Source organism: Sphingomonas sp. PEI4 (genome assembly GCF_056679955.1).
This window is the reverse complement of the sequence record NZ_CM155258.1, coordinates 1802185-1827065: the sequence shown is the minus strand read 5'-3', so window position 1 is coordinate 1827065 and position 24881 is coordinate 1802185. Positions and strand designations below refer to the sequence as shown.

Below are 24881 nucleotides of genomic sequence, written 5' to 3'. Positions count from 1 at the left end.
ATTACTTGCGTCGATTCCTCCCTGCCAGGGAAGGATCGAGGCAGAGGGACTTTGTTAGTTCGTGGGCGCTGGTTCACGGGGCGAACGATCGCATCCTCGATGCGCGCGCTGCTCCCAAACTCCGTCATCCCAGCGAAAGCTGGGATATTATCATGGGGCGTGCGTCATCTGCCTCGTAGGATACCCCAGCTTTCGCTGGGACGACGACTATATACGCGCGGTGGCGCAGGCGAGGCGACCCTGTATCCAGCGTTCTGTATTGAACGAGCCGGAGTTCTCCGACGGAACGCTACCGCATCAGCCCGGCAGCGCGGAGGGCGTTCTCGATCGTGGCCTGGATCCCGGCGGGTGCCTCGGCGCGAGGCTTCGGCGCGGGTTTCGACGAGACCGGGATCGCGATCTTGGCGACGCGTTCGACCGGTGCCGGCTTAGCCGCAGTCTCCGCCTTTGCCGTCGCAACCAGGCCCCAGGACTTGGCGATCACCGCCGTGCTCGAAATACCGACGTCGAGCATGAACGGCCCAGCCGCACCCAGTCGTTCGCCACGCAATGGATCGATCGGCGTTCCATGACCCATGCCCGGCACGGTCCAGTCCTCGACAACGTCGCGTCCTTCCGCATTCGACCAGATCCGGTGGACGGCGGTTCCTACCCGCTCCGTACGCATCGACTTGGCATCGACGCCGTGGACGCCGCGCCACTGTCGCGCGATCGTGTCCGCGTTCGCCACGCTCACCGTCGCATCCGCGCCGCCGTGCCAGATCGCGAGCGTCGGCCAGCGCCCGTCATGCCCGCGCGAACCGCTGCGGACCGCGTCGACCAGCGCGGTATCGCTGGTGTCGCCGTGCCCGCGCATCCGGTCGAGCGCCTGCGACACGCCGGTCGCCGTCCCGTAGGCCAGCCCGCCGATCACCGCGCCGCCCGCGAACAGGTCCGGCCGGGTTGCGAGCATCGCCATCGTCATCGCGCCCCCTGCCGACAGCCCGGTGACGTACACGCGGCTGCGGTCGAGAGCGTGGCGCGCGATCATCGTCTCGGTCATCTGCGCGATCGATTCCGCCTCGCCGCCCGCCTGCGCGGTGTCCTCCGACGCGAACCAGTTGAAGCAGAGATTGGGGTTGTTCGCGCGTGTCTGCTCTGGGAAGACCAGCGCAAAGCCGGCGCGATCCGCAAGCTTCGACCAGCCTGATCCGTGGTCATATCCGGCTGCGGTCTGCGTGCAGCCGTGCAGGACGACGACCAGTGGCGCGCCCGGCGGCAGGTTGGCGGGGACGTAGCTGTAGCCGAGCAACGCGCCCGGATTGGTCCCGAACTCGGTCAGCGGCGTCAGGCGGCTCGGCGCGGCGTCGCGCGGTGTCGGGGTCCCGGCACGCGCCATGCGAGCAATGGTATCGGCGATGTTTCTCACGTAAATCGGACCTTTTCGTCGCAAGCGTACTCGGCCGCGATCTTATCTCAACGCCGCATGTACATTATTTGTTGCTGCAGTGCAGCAAGAACGTCAGGGTCAGTGCCGGATCGTGTCGCAGGCTTCGCCGATCGCCGCATAAATCTGGTCGAGATCGGTATCGTCGATGCAATAGGGCGGCATGACGTACACGGTGTTGCCGAGTGGGCGGAGCAACAGATCGCGGTCGCCGAAGAACGCGAGCAGGCGCGGGCCGATCTGCGATAGATAGCCATCCTCGCCTCGCAGTTCGACCGCCGTTATGGTGCCGATCGCGCGGGCGTTGGCGATACGCGGATGCCGGGCGAGGGCCTCCAGCCGAGCCGCCTGACGCGCGGCGAGATCGGCGATCCGATCGCGAACCGGCTCGTCGCGCCATAGGGCCAGGTTCGCGTTGGCGGCGGCGCAGGCGATCGGGTTGGCGGTGTAGCTCGACGAGTGGAAGAACATCCGCGCACGGTCGGTGCCGTAATGCGCCTGGTAGACAGCCTCGGTCGCCATCGTCACCGCCAGCGGGATCGCGCCGCCGGTAAGCCCCTTCGACAGGCACAGGATGTCGGGGACCACGCCGGCCTGTTCGCACGCGAGCAACGTGCCGGTGCGGCCCCAGCCGGTCATCACCTCGTCGGCGATGAACAGGACGCCGTGCGTTGCGCAGATCCGCCGCATCTCGGCAAGGATGTGCGCCGGATAGATATGCATCCCGCCCGCGCCGAGCAGCAGCGGCTCGACGATGAACGCGGCCGGGTGCGCGGCGCAGGCCCTCTCCAGTGCGTCGAGTGTGACCTGTTCCTGGCCCGCGGCGGGGAACGGGATCGTGCCGACGTCGAACAGCAAAGGCTCGTAGGCGCGGTTGAAGACGCCGCGCGCGCCGACCGACATCGCGCCGATCGTGTCGCCGTGATAGCCGTGCTCAAGCACCAGGATGCGGTGGCGATCCTCGCCGCGGTCGAGCCAATAGCCGAGCGCCATCTTCAGCGCGCACTCGACGCTGGTCGAGCCTGAGTCCGAGAAGAAGACCCGGGTGAGTTCGGCCGGCATGATCGCGGTGAGGCCGCGCGCGAGGTCTTCGGCGGGTTGATGCGTCCAGCCGGCGAAGATGATCTGGTCGAGCTTGCCCGCCTGTTCGGCGATCGCCGCCATGATCCTTGGGTTGGCGTGGCCATGCGTCGTCACCCACCAGGACGAGATCGCATCGACGATCCGCCGGCCATCGGACGTGTAGAGCGCGGCGCCGTCGGCGTGCGTGACGAGCGGGATCGGTTCGCGCAGGCCGTGCTGCGTGAAGGGATGCCAGACGGGGGAGTCGCTCACCGGAACGACGTCAGGTCGAAGTTCGCGGCGAACGCCTCGACGAGGGTCTTGGCGTTCAGCGGATCGAGGCGGGGCAGGCGACCGAGTCGGCGGACCTTGCCGAGCGTGGCGATCGTCGCCTCGCTGTCCTCGACCGCATCGCCGACGAACGCGATACCGAGGATCGGGACACCGCGGCTGCGCAGCGCCTCGATCGAGAGCAGGCTGTGGTTGATCGTGCCGAGCCCGGTGCGCGCGACGAGCACGACCGGTTTGCCCCAGCGTGCAAAGAGGTCCGCGAAGATCAGTTTGCGCGTGACGGGTACCATCACCCCGCCTGCACCCTCGACCACCAGCGGTCCTTCGACGATGGGGAGCGCGAGCAGGACCGGATCGATCGTGACCCCGTCGATCTCGGCGGCGAGATGCGGCGAGCACGGGGTCGTCAGCCGGTATGCTTCGGGCAGGACGAGGTCCGCGGCCACGCCGAGCGCCACGACCGACGTTGCGTCGCTGCCGTCCGCGAGCCCCGCCTGCACCGGTTTCCAGTATCGCGCGCCCAGCGCCGCGGTCAGTCCGGCGGCGAACACCGTCTTGCCGATATCGGTGTCCGTCCCGGTAACGACGATCGTTCCGGTCATTGCAGTGCCTCTTCCATCACCCTGCCCAAAGCTTCGATATCCGCGACCGTTGCGTTCAGCGTCAACGAGATCCGCAACCGCGACCCGCCTTCGGGTACGGTCGGTGGCCGTATGCCGCGCACGTCGAACCCGGCCGCCTGGATCGCGCCGGCGACGCGCATCGTCCGTGCCGCATCGCCGAGCAGCAGCGGCAGGATCTGCGATCCCGTCGCGGCGACGCCGAATGGCGCAAGCACGCGCTCCGCCGCTGCGATCAGGCCCCACAGCCGGTCGCGCCGTGCCGATTCTTCGGCGATGATCCGCAATGCCTCACCGACCGCAAGCGCCATCAGCGGCGACGGTGCCGTCGAGAAGATGAAGCCCCGGCCGCGGTTGACGATGAATTCGCGCATGACCGCTGGTCCGCACAACAGCGCACCCTCGCATCCCAAGGCCTTGCCGCAGGTCCGCAAGCTGATGACGTTCTCGCGGCCATCGAGACCTTCGGCCAACCCGCAGCCATCGGTGCCGAACACGCCGGTTGCGTGCGCCTCGTCGATCAGCAGGATCGCGTCGTGCCGGTCGGCGATCTCCGCCAACGCGGTCAGCGGTGCGCGGTCGCCGTCCATGCTGTAGAGGCTCTCGACCGCGATCCACGCGCGGCCGGTGCCACCGCCTGCGCGCCATGCGACGATCGTGTCTTCGAAGGCGCCCGCATCGTTATGGGCCGCGCGCGTAAACGTCGCCCGCGTGAGGCGCATGCCCTCATGGGCGCTAGCGTGGATCAGTGCATCGTGGACGATCAGGTCGCCCCGCTGCGGTAATGTCGCGAACAGGATCGTGTTGGCGATGTACCCGCTGGCAAAGAACAACGCAGCTTCGGTGCCGAAGAACCGTGCGGCATCCGCCTCCAGCGCCTCATGCTCGGGCGCATTGCCGCGAAGCAGTCGAGAGCCGCCCGATCCGACGGAGACGCCGCGCCCAAGTGCGTCGACCATCGCCGTTCGCAGGCGGGGCGAAGAGGCGAGGCCGAGATAATCGTTCGAGGCGAAGTCCACACCCGCGCGCGGCCGGAGCGATCGGTACCGGTCCGCCGTCGCAAGCTTGGCAAGGTCTCGTTGCTGATCGGCGAACATCATCGCGACGCCCTAACCGCAACGCGCGGCGAAGACGATAGCGCGGATGGACCGAGGCGTTACCCCGCCTGCAACGCCGCGATGAACCCGCGCGCCCGTGCGCCGACATCCGCCGCAGTCATCCCTGGCGCGTACAGTGCCGAGCCAAGGCCGAACCCGGTTGCCCCTGCCTTGCGCCAGTCCGCCATGACCTCCGGCACGATCCCGCCGACCGGCAGCACGCGCGTATCCTTTGGGAGGATCGCACGCATCGCCTTCAGCACCGTGGGGCCGGCGGCTTCGGCGGGGAAGAGCTTCAGCGCGGCTGCGCCTGCGTCGAGTGCCGCGAACGCCTCGGTCGGGGTCGCGATGCCGGGGAGTGCGACATAGCCCTTCTCCACCGCCGCGGCGATCACGCGCACGTTGGCGTTGGGGGCGATGATCAGCGTGCCGCCGGCCGCGCCGACTGCCTCGACGTCCTCGACCCGCAAGACCGTGCCTGCGCCGACCACCGCACGGCCCTTCAGCGTGCGGGATAACCGCGCGATGCTGTCGAGCGGGTCAGGCGAGTTCATCGGCACTTCGAGGATCGTGAAGCCGGCATCGACCAGCGCTTCGCCGATCGCCTCGACCTCGTCGGGCTTCACCCCGCGCAGGATCGCGATCAGCGGGCATTTCGCGAAGGCGTCGTCAAAGGCTTGGCGGTGATCGGTCATGCGGCGAGATCCTGGATGCGGGTGATGCCGGCCACGAACGCGGCCTGACTGTCTATATGGTGCGACGTGCCGCCGAGCGCATCGATCGCGCTGGCATAGAGTGCGCCGAGCGCGGGGTCGGCGAGGATGTGGACGGTTGCGCCGGGTTCGATCCGGGCGGCGGTATCCGCGCCGATCAGCAGGCCGCTCGCGAACGAGGCGGCGTGCGCGTCGTCGGCGATCCCGAGCACGCCGCGCGCCCTGATCGCGAAGAGGCTGGCGGCGAGATCGCGCCGCGCACCCTCCGCGACGCCCTCGAGGAACGCTGCGCCCGGCTCGACCGGATGGCCAAGCTGGCGCGACAGCACGCCGTGCGCGCGGAGCAGGGCGAAGAGTTCGCCGGTCATCGCGGTGGTGAACCGGGCGATCCTGCCGCCCTCGACGGTCGCCCATTTGCAATGCGTGCCGGGTTGGCAGAGCAAAGCGTCGGGCGGCACCAGGTCGGCGGCCACCGCGCCGAGCAACTGGACTTCCTCGCCGCGCATCACATCCGCGTGCAGTCCGTCGCGGTACGACAGGCCGGGGACGATCGCGGTACGGTCGTCGATCCGGGCGAGCGCGGCGGCAACTTCGGCAAGACCCGCCGGGGCGGCGACATAAGGTACGCTGCGCCAGCCGATGTTCGAGCCGACCATTCCTGCGAGCAGCATCGGCAGGTCGCCGAGCCGGTCGCGGATGCCGGCGACGTCTGCCTCATACTCGCCCGCCGCGACGTTGGCCGCGCCGCGATCGTCACGCTCGGTCGCAACGACCTCGCCGTCCTCGATCCGGAACGCGCGTCGGTTGGTCGTGCCCCAGTCTACCGCGATAAACGTACCCATATTCACCACCATGTTGCATACAGCGCGACGAGGATCATCACCACGCCGACCGCTGCGATATCGAACCCGCGCGTCGTGGCATAGTCGACGTCGGCCGTGACGATGCGGTTGGCCGCGCTCGATTGCGGGCGGACCAGCGAGGCGACCACCGCCAACACCAGCGCGATCACGAACGCGATCAGCATCCGGTTCAGGAACGGGATTTCCGGCGCGGCGTATTTCAGCAGCAGCGAGATCGCGAATGACGCGACCGCAGCGATCAGCGCGCCCGCCTCGGTCGCACGCTTCCAGAACAGGCCGAGCATGAAGATCACGACGATGCCGGGCGTAAAGAAGCCGGTATATTCCTGGATATACTGGAACGCCTGGTCCGACTTTCCGAGCAATGGTCGTGCGGTGACCATCGCCAGCACAATCGCGACGGCGGCGGCGATCCGCCCGACCTTGACGAGATTGCGCTCGACCGCGGGATCCGCGACCTTTGTCGAACCATCCTCGGCGATCGAGGTCGCACCGCGGCGCTTGGCGTAGAGATCGAGCGTGAAGATCGTTGCGATCGAATTGATCTTCGATGCGGTCGACGCGACGATCGCGGCGATCAGTGCTGCAAACACCAGTCCGAGCAGGCCGGGGGGTAGCAGGCGCATCATCGTCGGATAGGCTTGGTCTGGCTTGGCGAGATCGGGCGCGAGGATCACCGCGGCGATGCCGGGCAGGACGATCACCAGCGGCATCAGCAGCTTCAGGAACGCGGCGAACACGATGCCCTTCTGTGCCTCGCCGAGCGACTTGGCGGCGAGCGCGCGCTGGATGATATACTGATTGAAGCCCCAGTAGCTGAGGTTCGCGATCCACATCCCGCCGACCAGCACCGATATGCCCGGCAGATCCTTGTAGAACGCGTTATCCTTCGACAGGATCATGTGGAAATGCTCGGGCGCCTGGCTCGTCAGACGGTAGAAGCCGCCGATCATCCCGGTGTCGCCACCGAGTTCGCGTAGCGCCAGAGCCGACACGATCAGCCCGCCGACGACCAGCAGCGTCACCTGGACGATGTCGGTGAGCGCGACCGCCTTCAGCCCGCCCTTCAACTGATACAGGAGCGCGAACAGGCCGAGGCCGATCAGTGCGACATCCTGGTTGATCCCGGCGACCTGATTGACTGCGATCGAGCCGAGCCAGATGATCGAAGTGAGGTTCACGAAGACGTACAAGCCCAGCCAGAACACCGCCATCAGCGTGCGGATCGACGGGCCGTAGCGCTGTTCGAGGAACTGCGGCATCGTGTAGATCTCGTTGCGCAGGAAGATCGGCAGGAAGAATTTGCCGACGATCAGCAGCGTGAGCGCCGCCATCCATTCGTACGACGCGATCGCAAGGCCGATCGCATAGCCCGAGCCGGCCATGCCGACGATCTGTTCGGCAGAGATGTTGGCAGCGATCAGCGATGCACCGATCGCCCACCAGGGCAGCGATTTGGACGCGAGGAAATAGTCGGCGCTGTCCTTCGCCTTGCCGCCCTTGTCGCGCGATACCCATTGCGCGAGGCCGAATATGCCGATCGCGTAGACGATGACGACGGTCAGATCGATGCCGGACAGGCTCATGCGCGTTCCTCTTCCACCCGGTTCGCATCGTTCCCATTGACCGGCGCTACGATATTTATACGACAAATATCGAAAGTCCAGTAAACGGATCGTAGCGATAGTTTGTTAGATGCGTGACAGGCTCGCAATGTTGCGTCAGAACTTCGAACGATGGCGACCGATATGACAGACAGTGACAATGCGCCCGTCGTGACCGTAGTGGGCCGTAACCTGACGCACGGGATGCTCGATACGCTCGGCCGCGCGATCGTGACCGGGCGATACGAGAGCCGCCCGTTTCCGACCGAGGCGGAGATCGCCAAGACGCATGGCGTCAGCCGTTCCGTCACGCGCGAGGCGGTCAAGATGCTGACCGCCAAGGGCTTGGTCAGCGCGCGTCCTCGACAGGGAACCGTGGTGCAGCCGGCGAGCGCATGGAACCTGTTCGATACCGATGTGCTGCGGTGGACGCTGGAGCGCAAATTCTCGGTCGAATTGCTGCGCCATTTCAACCAGTTGCGTGTGGGCATCGAGCCAGAGGCGGCAGCGTTGGCGGCACGGTACGGCGATGCGGACGATATCCAGGCGATCCGCAGCGGGCTTGCGCAGATGGAAGCGGGCGAGGCAGGGCTGACCGATCCGCTGGAGGCCGATATCGCTTTTCACGTGGCGATCATGCGTGCGTCGAAGAATCCGTTCTATGCGCAGTTCCAGTCGGTGGTGTCGACTGCGCTGCGCACCTCGATCCGCTTCACCAACCGGATCAAGGGACGCTCAGCCAATATCGCCGATCATGCCGCAGTGGCCGATGCGATCATCGCGCGCGATCCGGCGGCCGCCAAGGTCGCGATGACGCGGATCATCGGCGACGTGCTGACACTGATTGGTGAAGAATAGGGCGATCGCGGAGAAGCGCGCCATCGATTGCACAGCCGTATAGCGCATCGACAGCCCCGGATACGCCGCACCGATGCCTTACAATTAGTCGGACAATATAACAGCCGCTGATGACTGCCTGGACAGCTACGGGGCAAGCCCCGCCCGGCCATTACCGGTGTCGGGCGATCTTCGAGCGGTTCGTACGGCTCCGGTCGACCAATGGCGAACGTACTGCCTCATCGGCTGGTGTAGCGCGTTCTCGAACGCTTGATGCTTCAACAAACTAGCTGATTAAGGATAGGATTGCTGGAACGGCCGCACCCGGATCACGTTCATCCCAAAAATAAGGATGTGTATTGGTGCTTCAGGTCGGTCGACGGGTAGAGAATGACAGCGCGACGCCGGTCGTGGCGGCGGCACCGATCGCGGTGGCGATCGTCGAGGCGATGTCCCAGGGAAATCTTGTCTATGTCGCGGCCGACGACCAGCGCGCGACTGAGATCGCCGCCGTCGTGACCGCGCTCGCGCCGGACGCGTTGGTGGTGCATCTGCCGTCGAGCGATGCGTTGCCGGGTGACGATGCGCCGGCGTCCCCCGCCAATGTCGGGCGCAGGGTTGCGGCGTTGCGCCGGTTGCGGGCCGGGTCCGATGATGACACCGGCCCGATCCTGCTGGTGACCACTGCCGAGGCGACTGCGGTACGCTATCCGCCGCCCGCGATGTTCGATGCGGCGCCGCCTCGGCTGGCGGTCGGCGATACGATGGACGTCGACGCGTTTGCGGCCCTCACGACGGGTATCGGCTATCAGAATGACGACCGCGTCGACGAGCCGGGCGAGATCGCGGTTCGTGGCGGCGTCATCGACGTATTTCCCGCCGATCGCGAAAACCCCGTCCGGATCGAGTTTGCCGAGGATCGCATCACCGCGTTGCGCGAGTACGACCCGGTTTCACAGCTTGGCTGCGACGATGTCGAGGTGATCGAGCTCGGACGCGCGACGGAGCCGGTCGTCGAGAAGGGCGTATCGATCCTGACGCATCTGCCCGATGCCGCGATCGCCTTCGACCGCGATGCCGAGAAGCGGCGCAATCGCTTCCTAGCCATCGCCACGGATGGATTGCCCCGTCGCAAGGCCGCTGCCGATCTGGTGGAGGAGAAGGCCTGGAATGGCGAAGCGGCGAAACGGGAGACGCTGGCGTTCGAGATTCTCGACGACATGCCACCGCGCTTTGTCGAGCGTCGCGATCCCGCCCGCGCCTTCGCCCGCTTTGCCAAGGATGTTCTGGCCGACGGGCGCCTGCTGATCGTCGGTTCGCCGCGCGACCTGCGGTTCCTGCAACCGCGGCTGGAGCGCGCTGCCAGGATCGCGTTCACGGTGGTCGATCGCTGGACGGAGGTGGTCGCGGCGAAACCGGGCACCGCACTGCTGCTCGTGGCGCCGGTCGATCGTGGCTTCGTCGCGGCCGGTACGACGGTCGTTGCGGGCGCGGATCTGCTTGGCGGCCGGGCGCGAGGCGACGAGATCGCCGGCAGTGGCGCGAATGCCTTGTCGGGGCTGGCGAGCGAACTGCAATGCGGCGACGTGGTCGTCCATGAGGAGTTCGGGATCGGCGTGGTTCGTGGCCTGGAAGCGCTGCCGAACTCGGGAGGCGATGCGATCGTCCTCGAATATGCCAAGGAAGGCCGTCGCCTCGTTCCGGTCCTCGAAGCCGATCGCATTTGGCGCTATGGTGCGGATGCCGACGCGGTGACGCTCGATGCGCTCGATGGTTCGTCCTGGCAGAAGCGCCGCGGCGCGATCGATGCCGCAATCGCCGAGAGCGCGCGAGACCTGGCTGCAATCGCGGCTGAACGGGATGCGCGCAAAACCGACCCGATCGAGCCGGATCGCGCGCGCTACGAACGCTTTACCGCCGGTTTCGCCTTCACCGAGACGCCCGATCAGGCGCGAGCGATCGCGGCGACGTTGGCGGACCTTGCGAGCGGCAAGCCGATGGACCGGCTCGTGATCGGCGACGTCGGTTACGGGAAGACCGAGGTCGCGTTGCGCGCAGCCGCCGCCGTTGCGCTGGCCGGGCGGCAGGTCGCGATCGCCGCGCCGACCACGGTGCTTGTCCGCCAGCACATCGCAACGTTCGCCAAGCGGTTCGAAGGCACCGGTATCGTCGTTGCCGGACTCTCCCGACTGTCGAGCGCGGCTGAGAAAACGCGTGTGAAGGCGGGGCTCGCGGATGGCTCGATCGGAGTCGTGATCGGCACCGGCGCGATCGCCGGGAAGGGGGTCGCGTACAAGGACCTCGCGCTGGTCGTTGTCGACGAGGAGCAGCGCTTCGGTGCGGCCGACAAGGCAAAGCTGCATGCGCTTGGCGTGGGTCACGTGCTGACACTGAGCGCGACACCTATTCCGCGCACGCTGCAATCCGCGATGATCGGGTTGCAGGGGCTGTCGGTGATCGCGACGCCGCCTGCTCGCCGCCAGCCGATCCGTACGTCGGTGGCGCTGTTCGACGACGCGACCGTGCGTGCAGCGTTGCGGCGCGAGCGGGCGCGGGGCGGACAGAGCTTCGTCGTGGTGCCGCGGATCGACGACATGGCGCCGCTTGCCGCCAAGCTTGCAAAGCTGGTGCCTGAACTCGGTCTCGTCCAGGCGCATGGAAAGATGCCCGCGGGCGATATCGACGAGGCGATGGTGGCGTTTGCCGCGGGCGACGGCGACGTGCTGCTCGCGACCAACATCATCGAGGCGGGACTCGACGTGCCGCGCGCGAACACGATGATCGTGCATCACGCGGACCGTTTCGGCCTGTCGCAGCTTCACCAGTTGCGCGGCCGCGTGGGACGGAGCGGACGGCGCGGGCAGGTGATGCTGCTGACCGACGGCGAGGCGACGATCGCCGAGGCCACGTTGAAGCGGTTGCGCACGCTCCAGGCGTTCGACCGGCTTGGGGCAGGGTTTGCGATCAGTGCGCGCGATCTCGACCTGCGGGGGGCGGGCGATCTGGTCGGCGAGGCGCAGGCCGGGCACATGAAGCTGATCGGTATCGACCTGTACCAGCATCTGTTCGGTCGCGCCCTGCGCCTCGCGCGCGTCGAACGCGACGGGGGCGAGATCGTCGACCATTGGGTGCCCGAGTTGCATCTCGAAATGGGCGGGATACTGCCGGAGACGTGGATTCCGGAAATGGAGATGCGACTGTCCTTGTATGGGCGGCTGGCGCGGCTGGAGGATATCGCGGCACTCGATCTGTTCGAGGCCGAACTCGACGACCGGTTCGGCAAGACGCCCGACGCGGCGCGCAACCTGTTGCAGGCCGCGCGGATACGCATGCTTGCACGTTCGGCGGGCATTCGACGGATCGACGCCGGCCCTGCGGCAATCGCGTTTACGCCGCAGGTTCGCGGGGCGGTGAAACCGCTCGGCGATCTCGTCGAGAAGAACGGTCGATGGATTGCGGCGGAGGGCATTACCGACCCGATCGAACGCGCGGGTCGGATCGAGGAATTGCTGGATGCGGTGATCGGGTAAGCGGCGGCTGATCGGCCTTGGTTATTCTGCGGCGGCTGCAAGTGGGGTGGAGAGCGCTTCGTCGGCGAGCGCGGCCAGTATCGATCGTACCAGATCGACGACCCGCGGAAAGCCGGCGCCCGGCGCATGCAGCTTGCGGTCGAGATAGAGCGTGCGGTCGAGTTCGAGCTGGATCGCATGGATACCGGTAGTGGGGCGCGCATGGCGTTCGAGGATATGCCCGCCTGCATAGGGCGTATTGATCGCGGTCGAGAAACCGCGCGCGATGCATTCGTCCTCGACCCGCGAGACGAACCGCGGGGCGGCGGCATGGCCGAACCGGTCGCCGAGCACGATGCGGGTGCCGCCGGGGCCGAGCTGCGGCATCGAATGGACATCGAGCAGCACCGCTATGCCAAATCGCGCTTGTGCTGCTGCCAGCGCCGCTGCGAGCGCGGCGTGATAGGGGCGATGATCGTTGGCGATCCGGGCGGTGACCTCGGCGTCGGTGAACCGCCGTGCCCAGAGATCGCCCGCACCCGACGCGCGTCGCGGCACGAGCCCGAGACCGCTTCGCAGCTTGGCGGATTGTTGCGCGGGCGGAAGCGACCGCGCGCCTTCGTCGAGCAGGGGGTCACGCTCGTCCTCGCTGCGGTTGAGATCGATCCAGGCACGGGCACGCGACTGCACGATCGTCGTCTGGTCGGTACGCGCCGCGCGCGCGACGGCATCGACCAACCGGTCCTCGAGCGGCAGCAACCCCGACAGCGGCACGCGCAACGCCGTCTTCAGCGCTAGCGGATAGTCTCGCCCCGCATGCGGCACGGACATCACCACCGGGCTCACGGGCGGCATTGCGCCCAGGCGCTCGAACGGGGATGCATGCATGACGACACGCTAGAGCGCCTGTTCGGTGCGGGCAATCGACCTGGAAATGTTAACCACTTTGTGGCTAGGAGCGGGACCAGGATGTGCGTGTGAAAACGGGACTTTAGATCGATGCTGCGAATTCTGCTGGCCGAGGACGATCAGGTCATGCGCGAGTATCTGACTCGGGCGCTCGAACGCTCGGGCTATGCCGTGACCGCGGTCGATCGGGGGACGGCGGCGATTCCGTTGCTCGAAACCGAGACGTTCGACCTGTTGCTGACCGATATCGTCATGCCCGAGATGGACGGCATCGAGCTGGCGCAGAAGGCTGGCGAGATGTGCGCGGACCTGCGCGTGATGTTCATCACGGGCTTTGCAGCGGTGACGTTGAAGGCCGGGCGGGCGATGCCGCAGGCGCGCGTCCTGTCCAAGCCGTTCCACCTGCGCGACCTGGTCGCCGAAGTCGATCGGCTGTTCGAGATGGATAATGTGACGGGCATGCATTGAGGGCTTGCACGCCGCGAAGACCGCGGCTAGTGGAGCCCTCCGGCGGGCGTGTAGCTCAGTGGTAGAGCACTGTGTTGACATCGCAGGGGTCGCAAGTTCAATCCTTGCCACGCCCACCATTGAAAACCCCGCTAGTCCCATGGGCTAGCGGGGTTTTTATTTGCCTGGAGCGCAAGCGGTGCCCTGTTCGGGACCCGCAGGTCTCTCGTCGATCCCAGCGGTATTCGGCGCCGATGCGGTCTTGGACTTCAGTTTGTTCGACTGCGTCCGATAGATCTGCCACCGGACACATGACCGAACCGATCGGCCGGTTACTAGCCTCAGTTCACGGGTGCGAACGAGAACAGCTCGGTCTTCAGCGAAGCCGGCGCGCCGGGCTTGAACCAGTTGGTGTCTTGGATGTGGCTGGCGGTGACGTAGATGCGGCCGTCCGCGCCTTCCGAGAACGTGTCGGGCCAGCGCAGGCGGGCGTCGGTCAGCACGGGCTCGACATGATCGCCGACCAGCCGGGTTATGCCATTGTTCACCGGCGACGTCAGGTACAGCGTGCCCGCCCTGCTCATCCACAGGCCATCGGCGACGTGCGTCTGCGCTACCGTCTTTACGCCCTCGGCCCGCGTTGCCTCGCTGACGCTTTCGCGCAGCAATACCGTGTCGATCGAATAGAGCGTCTTGCCGGTAAGTGCCTGGTAATAAAGCGTCTTGCCGTCGTTCGAGATCGCGATGCCGTCTGCGGCGAAGGCAGGCTGGCGACCGTCGGAGCGGACGAGCGGCTTGCCGTCGGTCATCACCTTCACGGTCTTGTCGATCTGCGTCGAGCCGTGGCCGTCGAGCGCGCGGAAGCCCTTGCCGGTTTCGAGATCGATGACGATGATCGCGCCGCGTGTCCCGGAATCGGTGATGTAGCCGGTCTTGCCGTCGGGCGAGAAGCGGACGTCGTTGAGGTAGGTGCCCTGCAACGCGACGTCGAGCGGGACCTTGATGACCTTGGTCACGCGGTTGGTGGCGAGGTCGACCTTGACCAGCTTGGGCGCGCCTTCGAGGATCTTCTCGTTGCCGGGCGCGCCGGGATCGAGCACCCAGAGGTTGCCGTGGCCGTCGGGGACGATCGACTGCACGCAGACGAAGTAATCGCCGACCGGCATCTCGTTCGACTTCGCGTTGCGCCAGCTGTTCCACTTGGCGTCCGGATAGGCCTTGAGCGAACCGTCCTTCATCACTTCGGCGACCGAGATCGGCGCGTCGTCGGTCCAGCGCGGGAAGTTGACGAAGCGGCGGCCATCCGCGGTCACCGCGACGCCGGTCACCTGATGATCGAACTGCGCGACTTGGGTGAGGGGGCTGGCGGCGGTCCGCGCACTGGCAACGCCGATCGCAGCGGCGACGACGGCGATGGCGGCGGCACCGGCAAGGAAAGGCTTGGTCTTGGACATGATGAGGCTCCGGTCGGTGATGTCGGACAGGTCGGCAGGATTGCCGGTGAAAAGCTGGATGAGATGGCGCGCGACCGCATCGGGGGCTTCGCGCTGGATGAAATGGCCGACGCCCGAGAGTCCGACGAACGCGAACGGGCCGGTGAACTTGCTCGGCACGTCCTTGCTCGCGGACGGCGGGTTCACGCCGTCGACCGTGCCCTGGAAATACATCGTTGGCAGCGAGAGGGTCTCCGTCGCCTTGACCTTGTCTTCAAGCCATCGGCTGCGCGGGTCGGGCTCGGCCTCGTTCCAGCGCGCGCGGTAGCTGTGCAGCGTGACGTCCGCCCAATCCGGGTTCTCGAACGATCGTGCGACGCGGGCGAAGGTCGCTTCGTCGAACCAGCCGGGGGGCGACCAGTTGACCCAGTGGATGTGCGCGAAGCCCTTATGGTCGTTGCGCACGGCTTCGGCGCCGCGCGCGGTCGCCATGAACCAGTGATACCAGTCGAGTTGCGCTTGTTCGAAGGGTGGCGTCGCCATGCCGCCCAGTCGGGGTGGCGACGCGATCATTGCCATGCGCTCGACGCGATCGGGCCAGCCGACCGCCATGGCCTCGGCGGTGCCCGATCCCCAGTCATGCCCGGCCACCATGAACCGCTCGATCCCGAGCCCGTCCATCAGCGCGATCATGTCCATGGCCAGGATCGCGGTGTTGCCGGTGCGCGGTGCATCGCGCACGAACCGCGTTGCGCCGAAGCCGCGCAACATGGGCACGATGGTCCGCAACCCGGCCGCGTTGAGCGCGGGAACGACGTCGTCCCACGTCGATGCGTCGTCGGGCCAGCCGTGGATCAACAGCACCGGCTGGCCGTCGCGTGGCCCGGTATCGGCATAAGCGAGTTCGAGATCGTCCGTGGTTTGGATCGCCATGATGGTCCTTGTCGGATCGGGCGTCGGCCCGTGGTGGAAGCTAACGGTGGAGGGGGCCGACGCGAAGGATCCTGGTACCGAAACAGTCTCGGGAGGCTGCTGTTCCAGCGGCTAAGCCGATGATTTGAAAAGATGATCGGACGGTCGGACCGTGTGGGGTTGGGCATCACTGCGCTGTTGATGGCGAGCGGGCGCAAGAGCGGCGAACCGTCTGAGATCGTGACGCTCGAACGCAAGACGGCAGAGAAACGCGGCATCGACACGCCGGCTGCGGATGCGCTGCCGTCATCGCGCGAGCAGGCGGTCACCTGTTGCCGTCTGCGGCGCGGGTGCGGTCTATGCTGCGACCGTCGAGGAGGACGCTTCGATCATCGGCTCAGGCCTCGTGTTCGGCGCGGCGTTCTATGCGGCGATGCACTGGATCACGGGGTCGTTGCTCGGCGTGAAGCCCCCGGATGGCGGGTCGATGCGAAGACGATCGGCATGCACAGCGTGAACCATGCGGTGTTCGGGTTGGTCACGGCGCTGGGCGCGCAGCTCGCGCCCCGGCGTTGAAGGGACGTGTCATTCAAGACGTGACGGCGTGCCTGTGCGACACACCGTCACGCGATAAATTCAGCCTGCCGCGTCTACCTGTGGCAGGTAGGCGGCATAGCCGTTGGCTTCCATTTCGGCGCGGGGGACGAACCGCAGCGACGCGGAGTTGATGCAGTAGCGCAGGCCGCCCTTGTCCTGCGGGCCATCCTCGAACACGTGGCCGAGATGGCTGTCGGCACCCGCCGAACGGATTTCGGTACGGAGCATGCCGTGGCTGCGATCGTGGAGTTCGGCGACGTGCTCGGGCGTGATCGGCTTGGTGAAGCTCGGCCAGCCGCAATGCGAATCGAACTTGTCGGCGGACGCGAACAGCGGCTCGCCCGAGACGATGTCGACGTACAGACCGGGCTCGCGCGTGTTGAGATACTCGCCGGTGCCCGGCCGCTCGGTGCCGCTTTGCTGCGTGACGTGGAACTGCTCGGGGGTGAGCTTGGCGATCGCCTCGTCGGTTTTCTTGTAGTCGGTCATGGTGATCCTCTCGCGCTCAGGAGAGCGCCGGTTGGCCGTTCGAGGCGGACAGGCCGCCGTCGACCGGCAGGTTGACCCCGATTATATAGTGCGCGTCGGCGCTAGCCAAAAACGCGATGGCGCCGGCGATGTCCTCCGGCTGTGCGTGGCTCCAACGGCGGACCCCGTCTGGCTCGGCGCGCGTTGATGGCACGAAACTTTTTTCGGAGATCATCATGCTCGCATCCTTCCTGATGGGCCTCGTCGGTGGCCAGCGCGCGATGACGCCGCTCGCCGCGGTCGCCATCGCCGCCGCCCGCGACGAATTGCCCGCCGACAATGGTGCACCGAAGCTGCTGGCGCATCCCGTCGTCGCGGCGGGGGCGCTGGCGCTGGCGATCGGCGAGATGGCGGGGGACAAGCAGAAGACCGCGCCCGACCGGATCGTCGCGATCGGCCTTGCCGCGCGGTTCGTCACCTCGGCGATCGCGGGTGCATCGCTCGTCCCGCGACGGCAGCGATGGATTGGTGCCGCGATCGGCGGACTGACCGCAGTGGCGGCCTCCTATCCCGGCTGGCGTGCGCGGATGGCGGCGATGTCGAAATACGGCCAGACGCCGACGGGGTTCGTCGAGGATGCGGCCGTTCTGGCGGGTGCGGCGGCGATTACGCGCAACGCCGCGAAGCTTGGCGCGGCCTGACGTCGGAGGCGTATTCCGGGCGAGCGAAAAAGCTGCCATGCGGCGGCAATGATCCGTATCTCGCTCTCTACGCTCGTCTTCGTGTTGCTTTCGTCCGGCAGCGCGGTCGCACAAACGACCGTCGCGCCGGCCGGCCAACCGGCCGAAATCGTCGTCACCGGGCGCGGGCTTGCCGATGCGCCCGGCGATCGTGCGTACGACATCGTCACGATCGATCGCGCCCGGATCCAGGCTAATGCGAGCAATCGGCTGGAGAGCGTGCTGGCGGACGTCGCGGGGCTCCAGCAGTTTCGTCGATCGGACTCGCGCAGTGCCAACCCGACCAGCCAGGGCATTTCACTGCGCGGGATCGGTGGCAACGCGTCGAGCCGCGCGCTGCTGATCTTCGATGGCGTGCCGCAGGCGGATCCGTTCGGCGGGTGGGTCGCGTTTCCGGCCTATGCGACGGGGCGGCTCGGGCGCATCCGCGTGACGCGCGGTGGCGGCAGCGGGTATCAGGGGCCGGGTGCGCTGGCCGGGACGGTCGAGCTGGAGAGTGCGACGCCGGATCGGGCGGCGCCGTTCCAGGGCAGCGTTGCGTATGGCAGCCGGGATTCGGTCGATGCGCAGGGGTCAGCGGCGCTGGTACGCGGATCGGGGTTTGCAACTGTGTCCGGAGCTTACGCGCGGGGCGATGGCTTTACGCCGACGGTCGAGGAGAGCCGCGGGATCGTCGATCGCCCTGCACCGTACGAGCAGGCATCGGGCGCGCTGCGGACGGTGGTCGGCATCGACGCGAAGACCGAATTGCAGATGAATGCCAGTGCGTTCACCGATCGGCGCGACCGGGGCAGCGACTTTACCGACAACAAGAGCGAGGGGGCGGATGCAAGCGTCCGGTTGATCGGGCGCGGGCGCTGGGGGTATTCGGCGCTGGCGTATCTGCAGACGCGGGCGTTCGCGAGCAGCTTCAGCAGCATCAACGCCGCGCGGACGACGGCGATCCAGTCGCTGAACCAGTATAATACGCCAGCGACCGGGCTAGGCGGGCGGATCGAGATCCTGCCGCCGCTGGGGGAGAGCATCACGCTGAGACTGGGGGCGGATGTTCGCGATGTGAGCGGGAAGACGCAGGAGCTTTATACGTTCGTGTCTGCGGTGCCAACGCGGCGGCGCGAGGCTGGGGGGAGCACGACGACGACTGGTGTGTTCGCCGATGGGAGCGTGGTCGCGGGGGACTTTACGTTCAGTCTCGGGGGACGGGTGGACTGGTGGTCGATCGATGGCGGCTATCTGTCGGAGCGGCCGCTGGCGGGTGGCGCGGCGTTGACCAATCTTCGGTACGCGGATCGCGACGGCAGCGAGGCGACCGGGCGCGCGGGCGTGGCGTATCAGCCGGTCGAGGCGATCACGCTGCGGGCGGCCGGGTATCGCGGGTGGCGGTTGCCGACGCTCAACGAACTGTACCGGCCGTTCCGTGTCGGCAACGACGCGACCGCGGCGAACGCGCTCCTATCGCCGGAGCGGCTGACCGGGGTCGAGGGCGGGGTGACGCTGACGCCGGCGCCGGGGGTGAGTATCGCTGCGACGTATTTTTATAACCGGCTGAAAGACGCGATCGCCAACGTAACGACGACCAACCCGCCGCAGATGTTGCCGGGTGTCGCAACCTACCGCGTCCGCCAGAACCTCGACGCGATCCGCGCGCATGGGTTCGAGCTGGATGCATCGTACCGACCGGGACCGTTCGGCGTGCAGGCGTCGTGGTCGCACACCAATTCGAAGGTCGAGGGATCGGGGATCACGGCCGCGCTCGATGGCTTGCGGCCGGCGCAGACGCCGCGCGATCAGGTGTCGGGGACGGTCGACTGGCGGCGCGATGCGGCGGCGGTGTCGCTGACGGTGCGGCATATCGGGCGGCAGTATGACGACGACCAGAACACGCGTGTGCTTGGGGCCGCAACGACGCTGGATGCGTATGCGGCGTTGCCGATCATGCGCTCGCTGGTCGCTGAAGTGCGCGGGGAGAACCTGTTCGACGAGCGGGTCGAGGCTGGAATCAGCGGGGCGAACATCGTCGAGCGCGCTACGCCGCGGACGATCTGGGTGGGGCTGCGCTACGGGGGGCGCTGATATTCAATCCGCTGCCCCGCCTGGGAAACGAAGACAGCGTGTTTCCCCGCGAAGGCGGGGACCCAGTCTGGGCTCCCGCCTTCGCGGGAGAACAATCTGGGCGGGCGCTGCCGTTCCGTGAGAACCACCACCCCGGCGAATGCCGGGGCCCAATTGGAAAGGTGGAGATAACGAGGCACCGCGCTCCGTTATTGCCGTTCCCCACTTGAGCCCCGGCCTCCGCCGGGGTGGCACGATGGCTAGTCAGCCGGCCTACCCCAGCGGCGCGACCTCCCTCTTGCGGGGGAGGATAAGTCCCCACGTTGACCCGTGCAGGACACGCGACTAGTGGCACGCTCGTGAAGGGTTCCCGGCGACGGGATCAAAAAGGGAAGTCGGTGCGCGGGCCGGTCGTCATGACCCCATCCGCAAAGCCGGCGCTGTACCCGCAACTGTGACCGGATAGCGGCCACCCCGATATGCCACTGGGTTTTGACCTGGGAAGGCGGGGTGGGCGCGGCGACCCGGAAGCCAGGAGACCTGCCTCTCACGGTCGATCCACTGCGCGGGCGGGTGTCCGGCGCGGACGAGTGCTCCGGTCCAGCCGGGTTTCCTCGAGCGAGAGACGTCTGCCGTTCCCGCGAATGGTCGCGGGCGGTTCTGCCAGGACGTGCCCCATGACGAAATTCTTCTTCCTCCTGAGCGCCGCAACGATCGCGTTGCCGGCCTATGCGCAGGACATTCCCGACTCCGACGCCCCCGAAGTCGTCGTCACCGCGACTCGCGCCGCGCAACCGCTGAGCGAGATCGGGCAAGCGGTGACCGTGATCGACCGCGCCGAGATCGAGCGTCGGCAGACCACCGTCGTATCCGACCTGCTCGCGACCACGCCCGGCGTGACGGTGACGCGCAACGGCACGGTCGGCGCGCTGACCAGCGTCCGCATCCGCGGCGCCGAGGCGGACCAGACGCTGGTGGTGATCGACGGCGTGCGCGTCAACGATCCCTCGTCGACCGGCGGCGGCTTCAACTTCGGAAACCTCCTGTCGAGCTCGGTCGAGCGGATCGAGATTCTGCGCGGGCCGAACTCGGTGCCCTGGGGCAGCCAGGCGATCGGCGGGGTCGTCAATATCATCACCGCCGCGCCGGCCGAAGGCGTGCAAGCCCGCGCCAACGCCGAATATGGCTATGCCGACAGCGTGTTCGCGAGCGCGGGCGTCTCGGGCAAATCGGGTCCGGTGTCGGGATCGCTGACCGGCGGATATTTGCGCACCGACGGTATCTCGTCGGCGGCCAGCGGCACCGAGCGCGACGGCTATCGCCAATATGGTGCGACCGGGCGAGTGGGGGTCGAGTTCGCGCCGGGGATCGGCCTCGACCTGCGCGGCTATTTCGCGGACAGCAAGGTCGAGATCGACGGCTTCCCGGCACCGGATTACGTGTTCGCCGACACCCCCGAATATTCGAAGACGCGCGAGGCATACGGTTATGCCGGCTTGCATGCGAACTTTGCCGATGGTCGGTTCAACAATCGCGTGGCGTTCACGATCGCCGACATCAACCGCGACAACTATGATCCGAGCTTCGGCAATGATCCGTCATTCATCGGTCGCGGCCGCAGCGAACGCTATGAATACCAAGGCGACTTCCGCCCGCTCGACCAGGTCCGCGTCGTCGCGGGCGTCGAGCGCGAAAACAGCCGCTTCAACGACGGCTTCACCTTCGCCGATACCGGCATCACCAGCGTATACGGCCAGTTGATCGTCAAGCCGCTCGACATCCTCACGATCACCGGCGGCATCCGCAACGACGATCACGACGATTTCGGCAGCCACACGACATTCGGTGCGAACGCTGCGCTGGCGTTGCGGACCGGCACGACGATCCGCGCGAGCTACGGCGAGGGCTTCAAGGCGCCGACCTTGTACCAGCTCTTCTCGGACTACGGGAACCGCGACCTCGATCCGGAAACCGCGCGCAACTTCGACGTCGGTGTCGAGCAGGCGTTCCTCGGCAATCGTGGCCGCGTTGGCGTGACCTATTTCAATCGCCGCACGCGCAACCAGATCGACTTCCGCGATTGCAGCCCGGCCGAGCTGACGACACCGGGTTCGATCTGCGCCAACCGCCCGTTCGGCGTCTACGACAACGTCGCACGTGCCGAAGTGGACGGCGTCGAATTCACGCTCGCGCTGCGCCCGGTCGACGCGCTGACGCTGACCGCCAACTACAGCTATATCGATACCGAGAATCGCTCGGTCGGGGACAATTTCGGCAATGCTCTTGCACGGCGTCCCAAGCAGACCGCGAGCGTCGACGCCGATTACCGGTTCGCGTTCGGCCTGTCGGTCGGCGGCACCGTGACGATGGTTGGCGACAGCTTCGACGACGTCGGCAACACCACGCGTCTCGACGGCTATGCGCTGGCTGGCGTGCGTGCGGAACTGCCGATCGGCGAGCGGTTCGTGGTTTATGGGCGGGTCGATAACCTGACCGACGCACGGTACGAGACGATCGCGGGCTACGGCAATTACGGCCGTGCGGCCTATGGCGGCGTGCGGTTGCGCCTGAAGTGAAGCGCGCGGCGATCCTTATCGCGCTCCTGCTCGGGGGCTGCGCCAAGCCCCCGGGTGTGGTTGCGAGTGGCGGCGGGGGGATCGTCTCGACCAACCCGTGTGCGGATTCGGTGCTGGTTCGCATCCTGCCGCCCGCACGGATCGCCGCGATCAGCCATTATTCGCAAGATCCCTCCGCGACCTCGATCCCGATCGCCGTCGCGCGCCGGTTTCGCGGGATCGCGGGGACTGCGGAGGAGGTGATCGCGCTGCACCCCGATCTGGTCATCGCCAGCACCTATACGCCGCCCGCGACGCAGGCGGCCTATGCGCGGGCCGGACTGAAAACGCTGCTGGTCGGCATCCCCGATTCGATCGCCGAGAGCCAGGCGCAGGTCACGCAGATCGCCGGCGCCGCCGGAGCACCGATGGGCGGCGCGCGGATCAATGCCGAGATCGACCGGGCGGTGGCGCGCTGGAGCCGCAAGGACGGCGCTTCCCCTGGCGCTTTGCTCTATATCAGCGGCGATCTCGCGACCGGGGGGAGCACGTTGCTGAACGACATGATGACGCGCGTCGGCTTCCGCAACGCTGCCGCGACCTACGGCCTGACGCATACCGGCACGCTGTCCGCGGAGACGATCGTGACGCAGCCGCCCGCCGTCGTGATCGCCTCCGAGCGAGGAAGCCGTGGGACAGCGCTGCGCCACCGCCTGTTGCCGCATACGCCCCAAGCCCTCTTCCCGCGCGTCCTGATCAATTGCGGCGGGCCTACGATCCCACCGGTGCTGGAACGGCTCGCCGCGATAAGGGCGGGGCTGTGATGCGGCACCTACACCACCCCGGCGGAGGCCGGGGCCCAATTGGAATGGCCGAAGTAACTGAGGGCCGTGCGCCGTCGAGATCGTCCCCCAATTGGGCCCCGGCCTTCGCCGGGGTGGCGGCGGTGGTCGGTATACTTGCGGTGGACCTGTGATGACCCGGACGCTCAAACTCATCGTCCTCGGCCTACTCGTGATCCTCCTGTTCGGCCTGTCGCTCGGCTGCGGGAAAGTCTGGGTACCGCTCGACGCCTGGTTCTCGACCGACCCGCGCTGGTGGATCATCCTCGAACTGCGCCTACCGCGTGCGGTGCTCGGCCTCGCGCTCGGCGCCACGCTCGGGCTGTCGGGTGCGGTGTTGCAGGGCTATCTCCGCAACCCGCTCGCCGACCCTGCGGTGGTGGGCGTGTCGTCGGTCGCAGCACTCGCTGCGGTCGCGGCGATCGTGTTCGGGCTCGGCTCCGGACCCGCGATCTTCGCCGCCGCGATGCTGGGTGCAGGCGGCGCCGTCGCGTTGCTCGCCGCGCTGACATGGCGGTCGCCGAGCGCGATCAGCTTCATCCTTGCGGGCACGGTGCTGTCGAGCCTCGCGGGCGCATTGACCGCATTCCTGATCTCGATCGCACCGAATCCCTATGCGGTCGCCGAGGTGATCGACTGGATCATGGGCGCGCTGACCGATCGCGGCTGGGACGACGTGACGCTCGCGCTGCCGCCGATGGTGGTGGGCGGCGTGTTGCTGTTGCTCACTGGCCGCTCGCTCGACGCGCTGTCGCTGGGCGAGGTCGCGGCGCGGTCGCTCGGGACGCGGATGGGCCGCGTCCGGTTGCTGGTGGTGGTCGGCACGGGGCTCGTGGTCGGCGCAGGTGTCGCGGTGACCGGCGTGATCGGCTTCGTCGGCCTCGTCGTACCGCATCTCCTCCGACCGATCTTCGGCCACCGCCCGAGCGCCTTGTTGCTCCCTTCGGCGCTCGGAGGAGCCGCGCTCGTACTCGCCGCCGACAGCCTCGTCCGCCTCGCACCCGGCGCAGGCGAAGTCCGGCTCGGCGTCGCGATGGCGATGATCGGCGCGCCGTTCTTCCTGGGATTGCTGGTCAGGGAACGAGGTCGCGCATGGATCTGATTATCGACGCGTTGAGCGTGAAGCTCGGCAAGCGGACCGTCCTCGATGACGTGTCCGCGCACCTTCGCCCCGGTCGCATCACTGCGATCCTAGGCCCCAACGGCGCCGGCAAGAGCACGCTCGTCAAGGCCGCCGCCGCCCTCGTCGACCGCAGCGCCGGCAGCGTTCGGCTCGACACGCAGGACGTCGCCATGATGGACCCGCGCGCCCGAGCCCGCGCGATCGGCTATCTCCCGCAGGACGCGACGGTCCACTGGAACATCGTCGCCCGCGATGTCGTCGCGCTCGGCCGCCTCCCGCATCTCGGGGCGCATGCCGCTCCATCGCCCGCCGATCACACGGCGGTGGAACGCGCGATGCACGATACCGAGACGCTTCATCTCGCAGACCGACCGGTCGGCGAACTCTCCGGCGGCGAGCGGGCGCGTGTCCTGCTCGCGCGCGTGCTGGCGGGCGAACCGCGCTGGCTGCTTGCCGACGAGCCGCTCGCGAGCCTCGATCCCTCGCACCAGATCGACCTGCTCGCCCGCCTGCGCAGCTATGCGCTCGGCGGGGCAGGGGTGGCGATCGTGCTCCACGACCTCGTCCAGGCGCAGCGCGCGGCGGACGACGCGCTGCTGATCGCAGATGGCCGGGTCGTCGCATTCGGCTCCGTCGCCGAGGTGATGACCGCCGACACGCTTGGCCGCGTATTCGGCGTCCGTGTCGCGCCGCTCGAAGACGGAGACCGCCGCCTACTCGTGCCGGTCGGGCGCGCCGACTCATTCAGTGGCGACGCGGCATAGACGGTCGACGCGCCGGG

The 24881-nt window shown here is 67.2% G+C and carries 21 protein-coding genes, 1 tRNA gene and 1 riboswitch; of the genes, 11 read left to right on the top strand and 11 right to left on the bottom strand.

What is annotated here, in order from left to right:
- Positions 1-289: 289 nt before the first annotated feature.
- The 7 genes from AC1MLZ_RS08345 to AC1MLZ_RS08315 all read right to left on the bottom strand — a co-directional run bounded on the left by AC1MLZ_RS08345 (position 290) and on the right by AC1MLZ_RS08315 (position 7658).
- Entirely contained in the window at positions 290-1378 is a 1089-nt protein-coding gene (locus AC1MLZ_RS08345; RefSeq protein ID WP_480961232.1) for an extracellular catalytic domain type 1 short-chain-length polyhydroxyalkanoate depolymerase, read from the bottom strand.
- A gap of 129 nt (positions 1379-1507) precedes the next feature.
- Entirely contained in the window at positions 1508-2761 is a 1254-nt protein-coding gene (locus AC1MLZ_RS08340) for an adenosylmethionine--8-amino-7-oxononanoate transaminase (protein WP_480961231.1), read from the bottom strand.
- Positions 2758-3381, bottom strand: coding sequence for a dethiobiotin synthase (gene bioD / locus AC1MLZ_RS08335; RefSeq protein ID WP_480961230.1), 624 nt, complete (start codon positions 3379-3381; stop codon positions 2758-2760). Before bioD ends, AC1MLZ_RS08340 begins: the two co-directional genes overlap by 4 nt.
- Positions 3378-4499, bottom strand: coding sequence for an 8-amino-7-oxononanoate synthase (locus AC1MLZ_RS08330; protein WP_480961229.1), 1122 nt, complete (start codon positions 4497-4499; stop codon positions 3378-3380). The genes bioD and AC1MLZ_RS08330 overlap by 4 nt, the downstream gene beginning before the upstream one ends.
- Positions 4500-4555: 56 nt before the next feature.
- The gene (locus AC1MLZ_RS08325) at positions 4556-5191 is read right to left on the bottom strand and encodes a 2-dehydro-3-deoxy-6-phosphogalactonate aldolase (RefSeq protein ID WP_480961228.1); all 636 of its coding nucleotides are present in this window, start codon (positions 5189-5191) and stop codon (positions 4556-4558) included.
- Entirely contained in the window at positions 5188-6051 is an 864-nt protein-coding gene (locus AC1MLZ_RS08320) for a 2-dehydro-3-deoxygalactonokinase (protein WP_480961227.1), read from the bottom strand. Before AC1MLZ_RS08320 ends, AC1MLZ_RS08325 begins: the two co-directional genes overlap by 4 nt.
- Before the next feature lie 2 nt (positions 6052-6053).
- Positions 6054-7658, bottom strand: a complete 1605-nt coding sequence (locus tag AC1MLZ_RS08315) for a sodium/sugar symporter (RefSeq protein ID WP_480961226.1) — start codon at positions 7656-7658, stop codon at positions 6054-6056.
- A gap of 162 nt (positions 7659-7820) precedes the next feature.
- Between AC1MLZ_RS08315 and AC1MLZ_RS08310 the strand changes: the two genes are divergently transcribed.
- Positions 7821-8534, top strand: a complete 714-nt coding sequence (locus AC1MLZ_RS08310) for a FadR/GntR family transcriptional regulator (RefSeq protein WP_480961225.1) — start codon at positions 7821-7823, stop codon at positions 8532-8534.
- Positions 8535-8875: 341 nt separating this feature from the next.
- Positions 8876-12043 carry a TRCF domain-containing protein gene (locus tag AC1MLZ_RS08305; protein WP_480961224.1) on the top strand — a complete coding sequence of 1056 codons (3168 nt, stop codon included), beginning with the start codon at positions 8876-8878 and terminating at the stop codon, positions 12041-12043.
- Between the two features lie 21 nt (positions 12044-12064).
- On the opposite strand, the gene AC1MLZ_RS08300 is transcribed toward AC1MLZ_RS08305, so the two are convergent.
- On the bottom strand, positions 12065-12910 hold the full coding sequence (locus tag AC1MLZ_RS08300; RefSeq protein ID WP_480961223.1) for an N-formylglutamate amidohydrolase: 846 nt from the start codon (positions 12908-12910) through the stop codon (positions 12065-12067).
- Positions 12911-13021: 111 nt separating this feature from the next.
- Between AC1MLZ_RS08300 and cpdR the strand changes: the two genes are divergently transcribed.
- Positions 13022-13399, top strand: a complete 378-nt coding sequence (cpdR, locus tag AC1MLZ_RS08295; RefSeq protein ID WP_056065257.1) for a cell cycle two-component system response regulator CpdR — start codon at positions 13022-13024, stop codon at positions 13397-13399.
- Between the two features lie 44 nt (positions 13400-13443).
- Positions 13444-13518, top strand: a tRNA-Val gene (locus AC1MLZ_RS08290).
- 201 nt (positions 13519-13719) lie between these two features.
- Here the strand turns inward: AC1MLZ_RS08290 and AC1MLZ_RS08285 are convergent.
- Positions 13720-15744 carry an L-dopachrome tautomerase-related protein gene (locus AC1MLZ_RS08285; protein ID WP_480961222.1) on the bottom strand — a complete coding sequence of 675 codons (2025 nt, stop codon included), beginning with the start codon at positions 15742-15744 and terminating at the stop codon, positions 13720-13722.
- A 132-nt stretch (positions 15745-15876) separates the two neighbouring features.
- Between AC1MLZ_RS08285 and AC1MLZ_RS08280 the strand changes: the two genes are divergently transcribed.
- Positions 15877-16299 (top strand): hypothetical protein, encoded by a 423-nt coding sequence (locus AC1MLZ_RS08280; RefSeq protein WP_480961221.1) that lies wholly within the window; start codon positions 15877-15879, stop codon positions 16297-16299.
- A 60-nt stretch (positions 16300-16359) separates the two neighbouring features.
- On the opposite strand, the gene msrB is transcribed toward AC1MLZ_RS08280, so the two are convergent.
- Both msrB and AC1MLZ_RS08270 read right to left on the bottom strand, forming a co-directional pair.
- A complete protein-coding gene (gene msrB, locus AC1MLZ_RS08275) occupies positions 16360-16809 on the bottom strand; it encodes a peptide-methionine (R)-S-oxide reductase MsrB (RefSeq protein ID WP_480961220.1) in 450 nt (149 codons plus the stop codon).
- A gap of 16 nt (positions 16810-16825) precedes the next feature.
- A complete protein-coding gene (locus AC1MLZ_RS08270) occupies positions 16826-17023 on the bottom strand; it encodes an SDR family oxidoreductase (protein WP_480961501.1) in 198 nt (65 codons plus the stop codon).
- A gap of 1 nt (position 17024) precedes the next feature.
- Here AC1MLZ_RS08270 and AC1MLZ_RS08265 point away from each other — a divergent pair, with 1 nt between their 5' ends.
- The 6 genes from AC1MLZ_RS08265 to AC1MLZ_RS08240 all read left to right on the top strand — a co-directional run bounded on the left by AC1MLZ_RS08265 (position 17025) and on the right by AC1MLZ_RS08240 (position 24864).
- Positions 17025-17489 (top strand): DUF4126 domain-containing protein, encoded by a 465-nt coding sequence (locus AC1MLZ_RS08265; protein ID WP_480961219.1) that lies wholly within the window; start codon positions 17025-17027, stop codon positions 17487-17489.
- A 48-nt stretch (positions 17490-17537) separates the two neighbouring features.
- Entirely contained in the window at positions 17538-19601 is a 2064-nt protein-coding gene (locus AC1MLZ_RS08260; protein ID WP_480961218.1) for a TonB-dependent receptor, read from the top strand.
- Positions 19602-19927: 326 nt separating this feature from the next.
- Positions 19928-20142: riboswitch (cobalamin riboswitch) on the top strand.
- A gap of 115 nt (positions 20143-20257) precedes the next feature.
- Positions 20258-22156 carry a TonB-dependent receptor plug domain-containing protein gene (locus AC1MLZ_RS08255; protein WP_480961217.1) on the top strand — a complete coding sequence of 633 codons (1899 nt, stop codon included), beginning with the start codon at positions 20258-20260 and terminating at the stop codon, positions 22154-22156.
- Positions 22153-22959 carry an ABC transporter substrate-binding protein gene (locus AC1MLZ_RS08250; protein ID WP_480961216.1) on the top strand — a complete coding sequence of 269 codons (807 nt, stop codon included), beginning with the start codon at positions 22153-22155 and terminating at the stop codon, positions 22957-22959. Before AC1MLZ_RS08255 ends, AC1MLZ_RS08250 begins: the two co-directional genes overlap by 4 nt.
- A 151-nt stretch (positions 22960-23110) precedes the next feature.
- Positions 23111-24079 carry a FecCD family ABC transporter permease gene (locus AC1MLZ_RS08245; protein WP_480961215.1) on the top strand — a complete coding sequence of 323 codons (969 nt, stop codon included), beginning with the start codon at positions 23111-23113 and terminating at the stop codon, positions 24077-24079.
- On the top strand, positions 24070-24864 hold the full coding sequence (locus AC1MLZ_RS08240) for an ABC transporter ATP-binding protein (protein WP_480961214.1): 795 nt from the start codon (positions 24070-24072) through the stop codon (positions 24862-24864). The genes AC1MLZ_RS08245 and AC1MLZ_RS08240 overlap by 10 nt, the downstream gene beginning before the upstream one ends.
- The last annotated feature ends 17 nt before the right edge of the window (positions 24865-24881 follow it).

Bases quoted from the DNA above. Each gene is read 5' to 3' on its own strand.
- AC1MLZ_RS08345 (WP_480961232.1), bottom strand. From the start codon at position 1,378: ATGGCGCGTGCCGGGACCCCGACACCGCGCGACGCCGCGCCGAGCCGC.
- bioD (WP_480961230.1), bottom strand. From the start codon at position 3,381: ATGACCGGAACGATCGTCGTTACCGGGACGGACACCGATATCGGCAAG.
- AC1MLZ_RS08330 (WP_480961229.1), bottom strand. From the start codon at position 4,499: ATGATGTTCGCCGATCAGCAACGAGACCTTGCCAAGCTTGCGACGGCG.
- AC1MLZ_RS08325 (WP_480961228.1), bottom strand. From the start codon at position 5,191: ATGACCGATCACCGCCAAGCCTTTGACGACGCCTTCGCGAAATGCCCG.
- AC1MLZ_RS08320 (WP_480961227.1), bottom strand. From the start codon at position 6,051: ATGGGTACGTTTATCGCGGTAGACTGGGGCACGACCAACCGACGCGCG.
- AC1MLZ_RS08315 (WP_480961226.1), bottom strand. From the start codon at position 7,658: ATGAGCCTGTCCGGCATCGATCTGACCGTCGTCATCGTCTACGCGATC.
- AC1MLZ_RS08310 (WP_480961225.1), top strand. From the start codon at position 7,821: ATGACAGACAGTGACAATGCGCCCGTCGTGACCGTAGTGGGCCGTAAC.
- AC1MLZ_RS08300 (WP_480961223.1), bottom strand. From the start codon at position 12,910: ATGCATGCATCCCCGTTCGAGCGCCTGGGCGCAATGCCGCCCGTGAGC.
- cpdR (WP_056065257.1), top strand. From the start codon at position 13,022: ATGCTGCGAATTCTGCTGGCCGAGGACGATCAGGTCATGCGCGAGTAT.
- AC1MLZ_RS08285 (WP_480961222.1), bottom strand. From the start codon at position 15,744: ATGGCGATCCAAACCACGGACGATCTCGAACTCGCTTATGCCGATACC.
- AC1MLZ_RS08280 (WP_480961221.1), top strand. From the start codon at position 15,877: ATGATCGGACGGTCGGACCGTGTGGGGTTGGGCATCACTGCGCTGTTG.
- msrB (WP_480961220.1), bottom strand. From the start codon at position 16,809: ATGACCGACTACAAGAAAACCGACGAGGCGATCGCCAAGCTCACCCCC.
- AC1MLZ_RS08270 (WP_480961501.1), bottom strand. From the start codon at position 17,023: ATGATCTCCGAAAAAAGTTTCGTGCCATCAACGCGCGCCGAGCCAGAC.
- AC1MLZ_RS08265 (WP_480961219.1), top strand. From the start codon at position 17,025: ATGCTCGCATCCTTCCTGATGGGCCTCGTCGGTGGCCAGCGCGCGATG.
- AC1MLZ_RS08260 (WP_480961218.1), top strand. From the start codon at position 17,538: ATGATCCGTATCTCGCTCTCTACGCTCGTCTTCGTGTTGCTTTCGTCC.
- AC1MLZ_RS08255 (WP_480961217.1), top strand. From the start codon at position 20,258: ATGACGAAATTCTTCTTCCTCCTGAGCGCCGCAACGATCGCGTTGCCG.
- AC1MLZ_RS08245 (WP_480961215.1), top strand. From the start codon at position 23,111: ATGACCCGGACGCTCAAACTCATCGTCCTCGGCCTACTCGTGATCCTC.
- AC1MLZ_RS08240 (WP_480961214.1), top strand. From the start codon at position 24,070: ATGGATCTGATTATCGACGCGTTGAGCGTGAAGCTCGGCAAGCGGACC.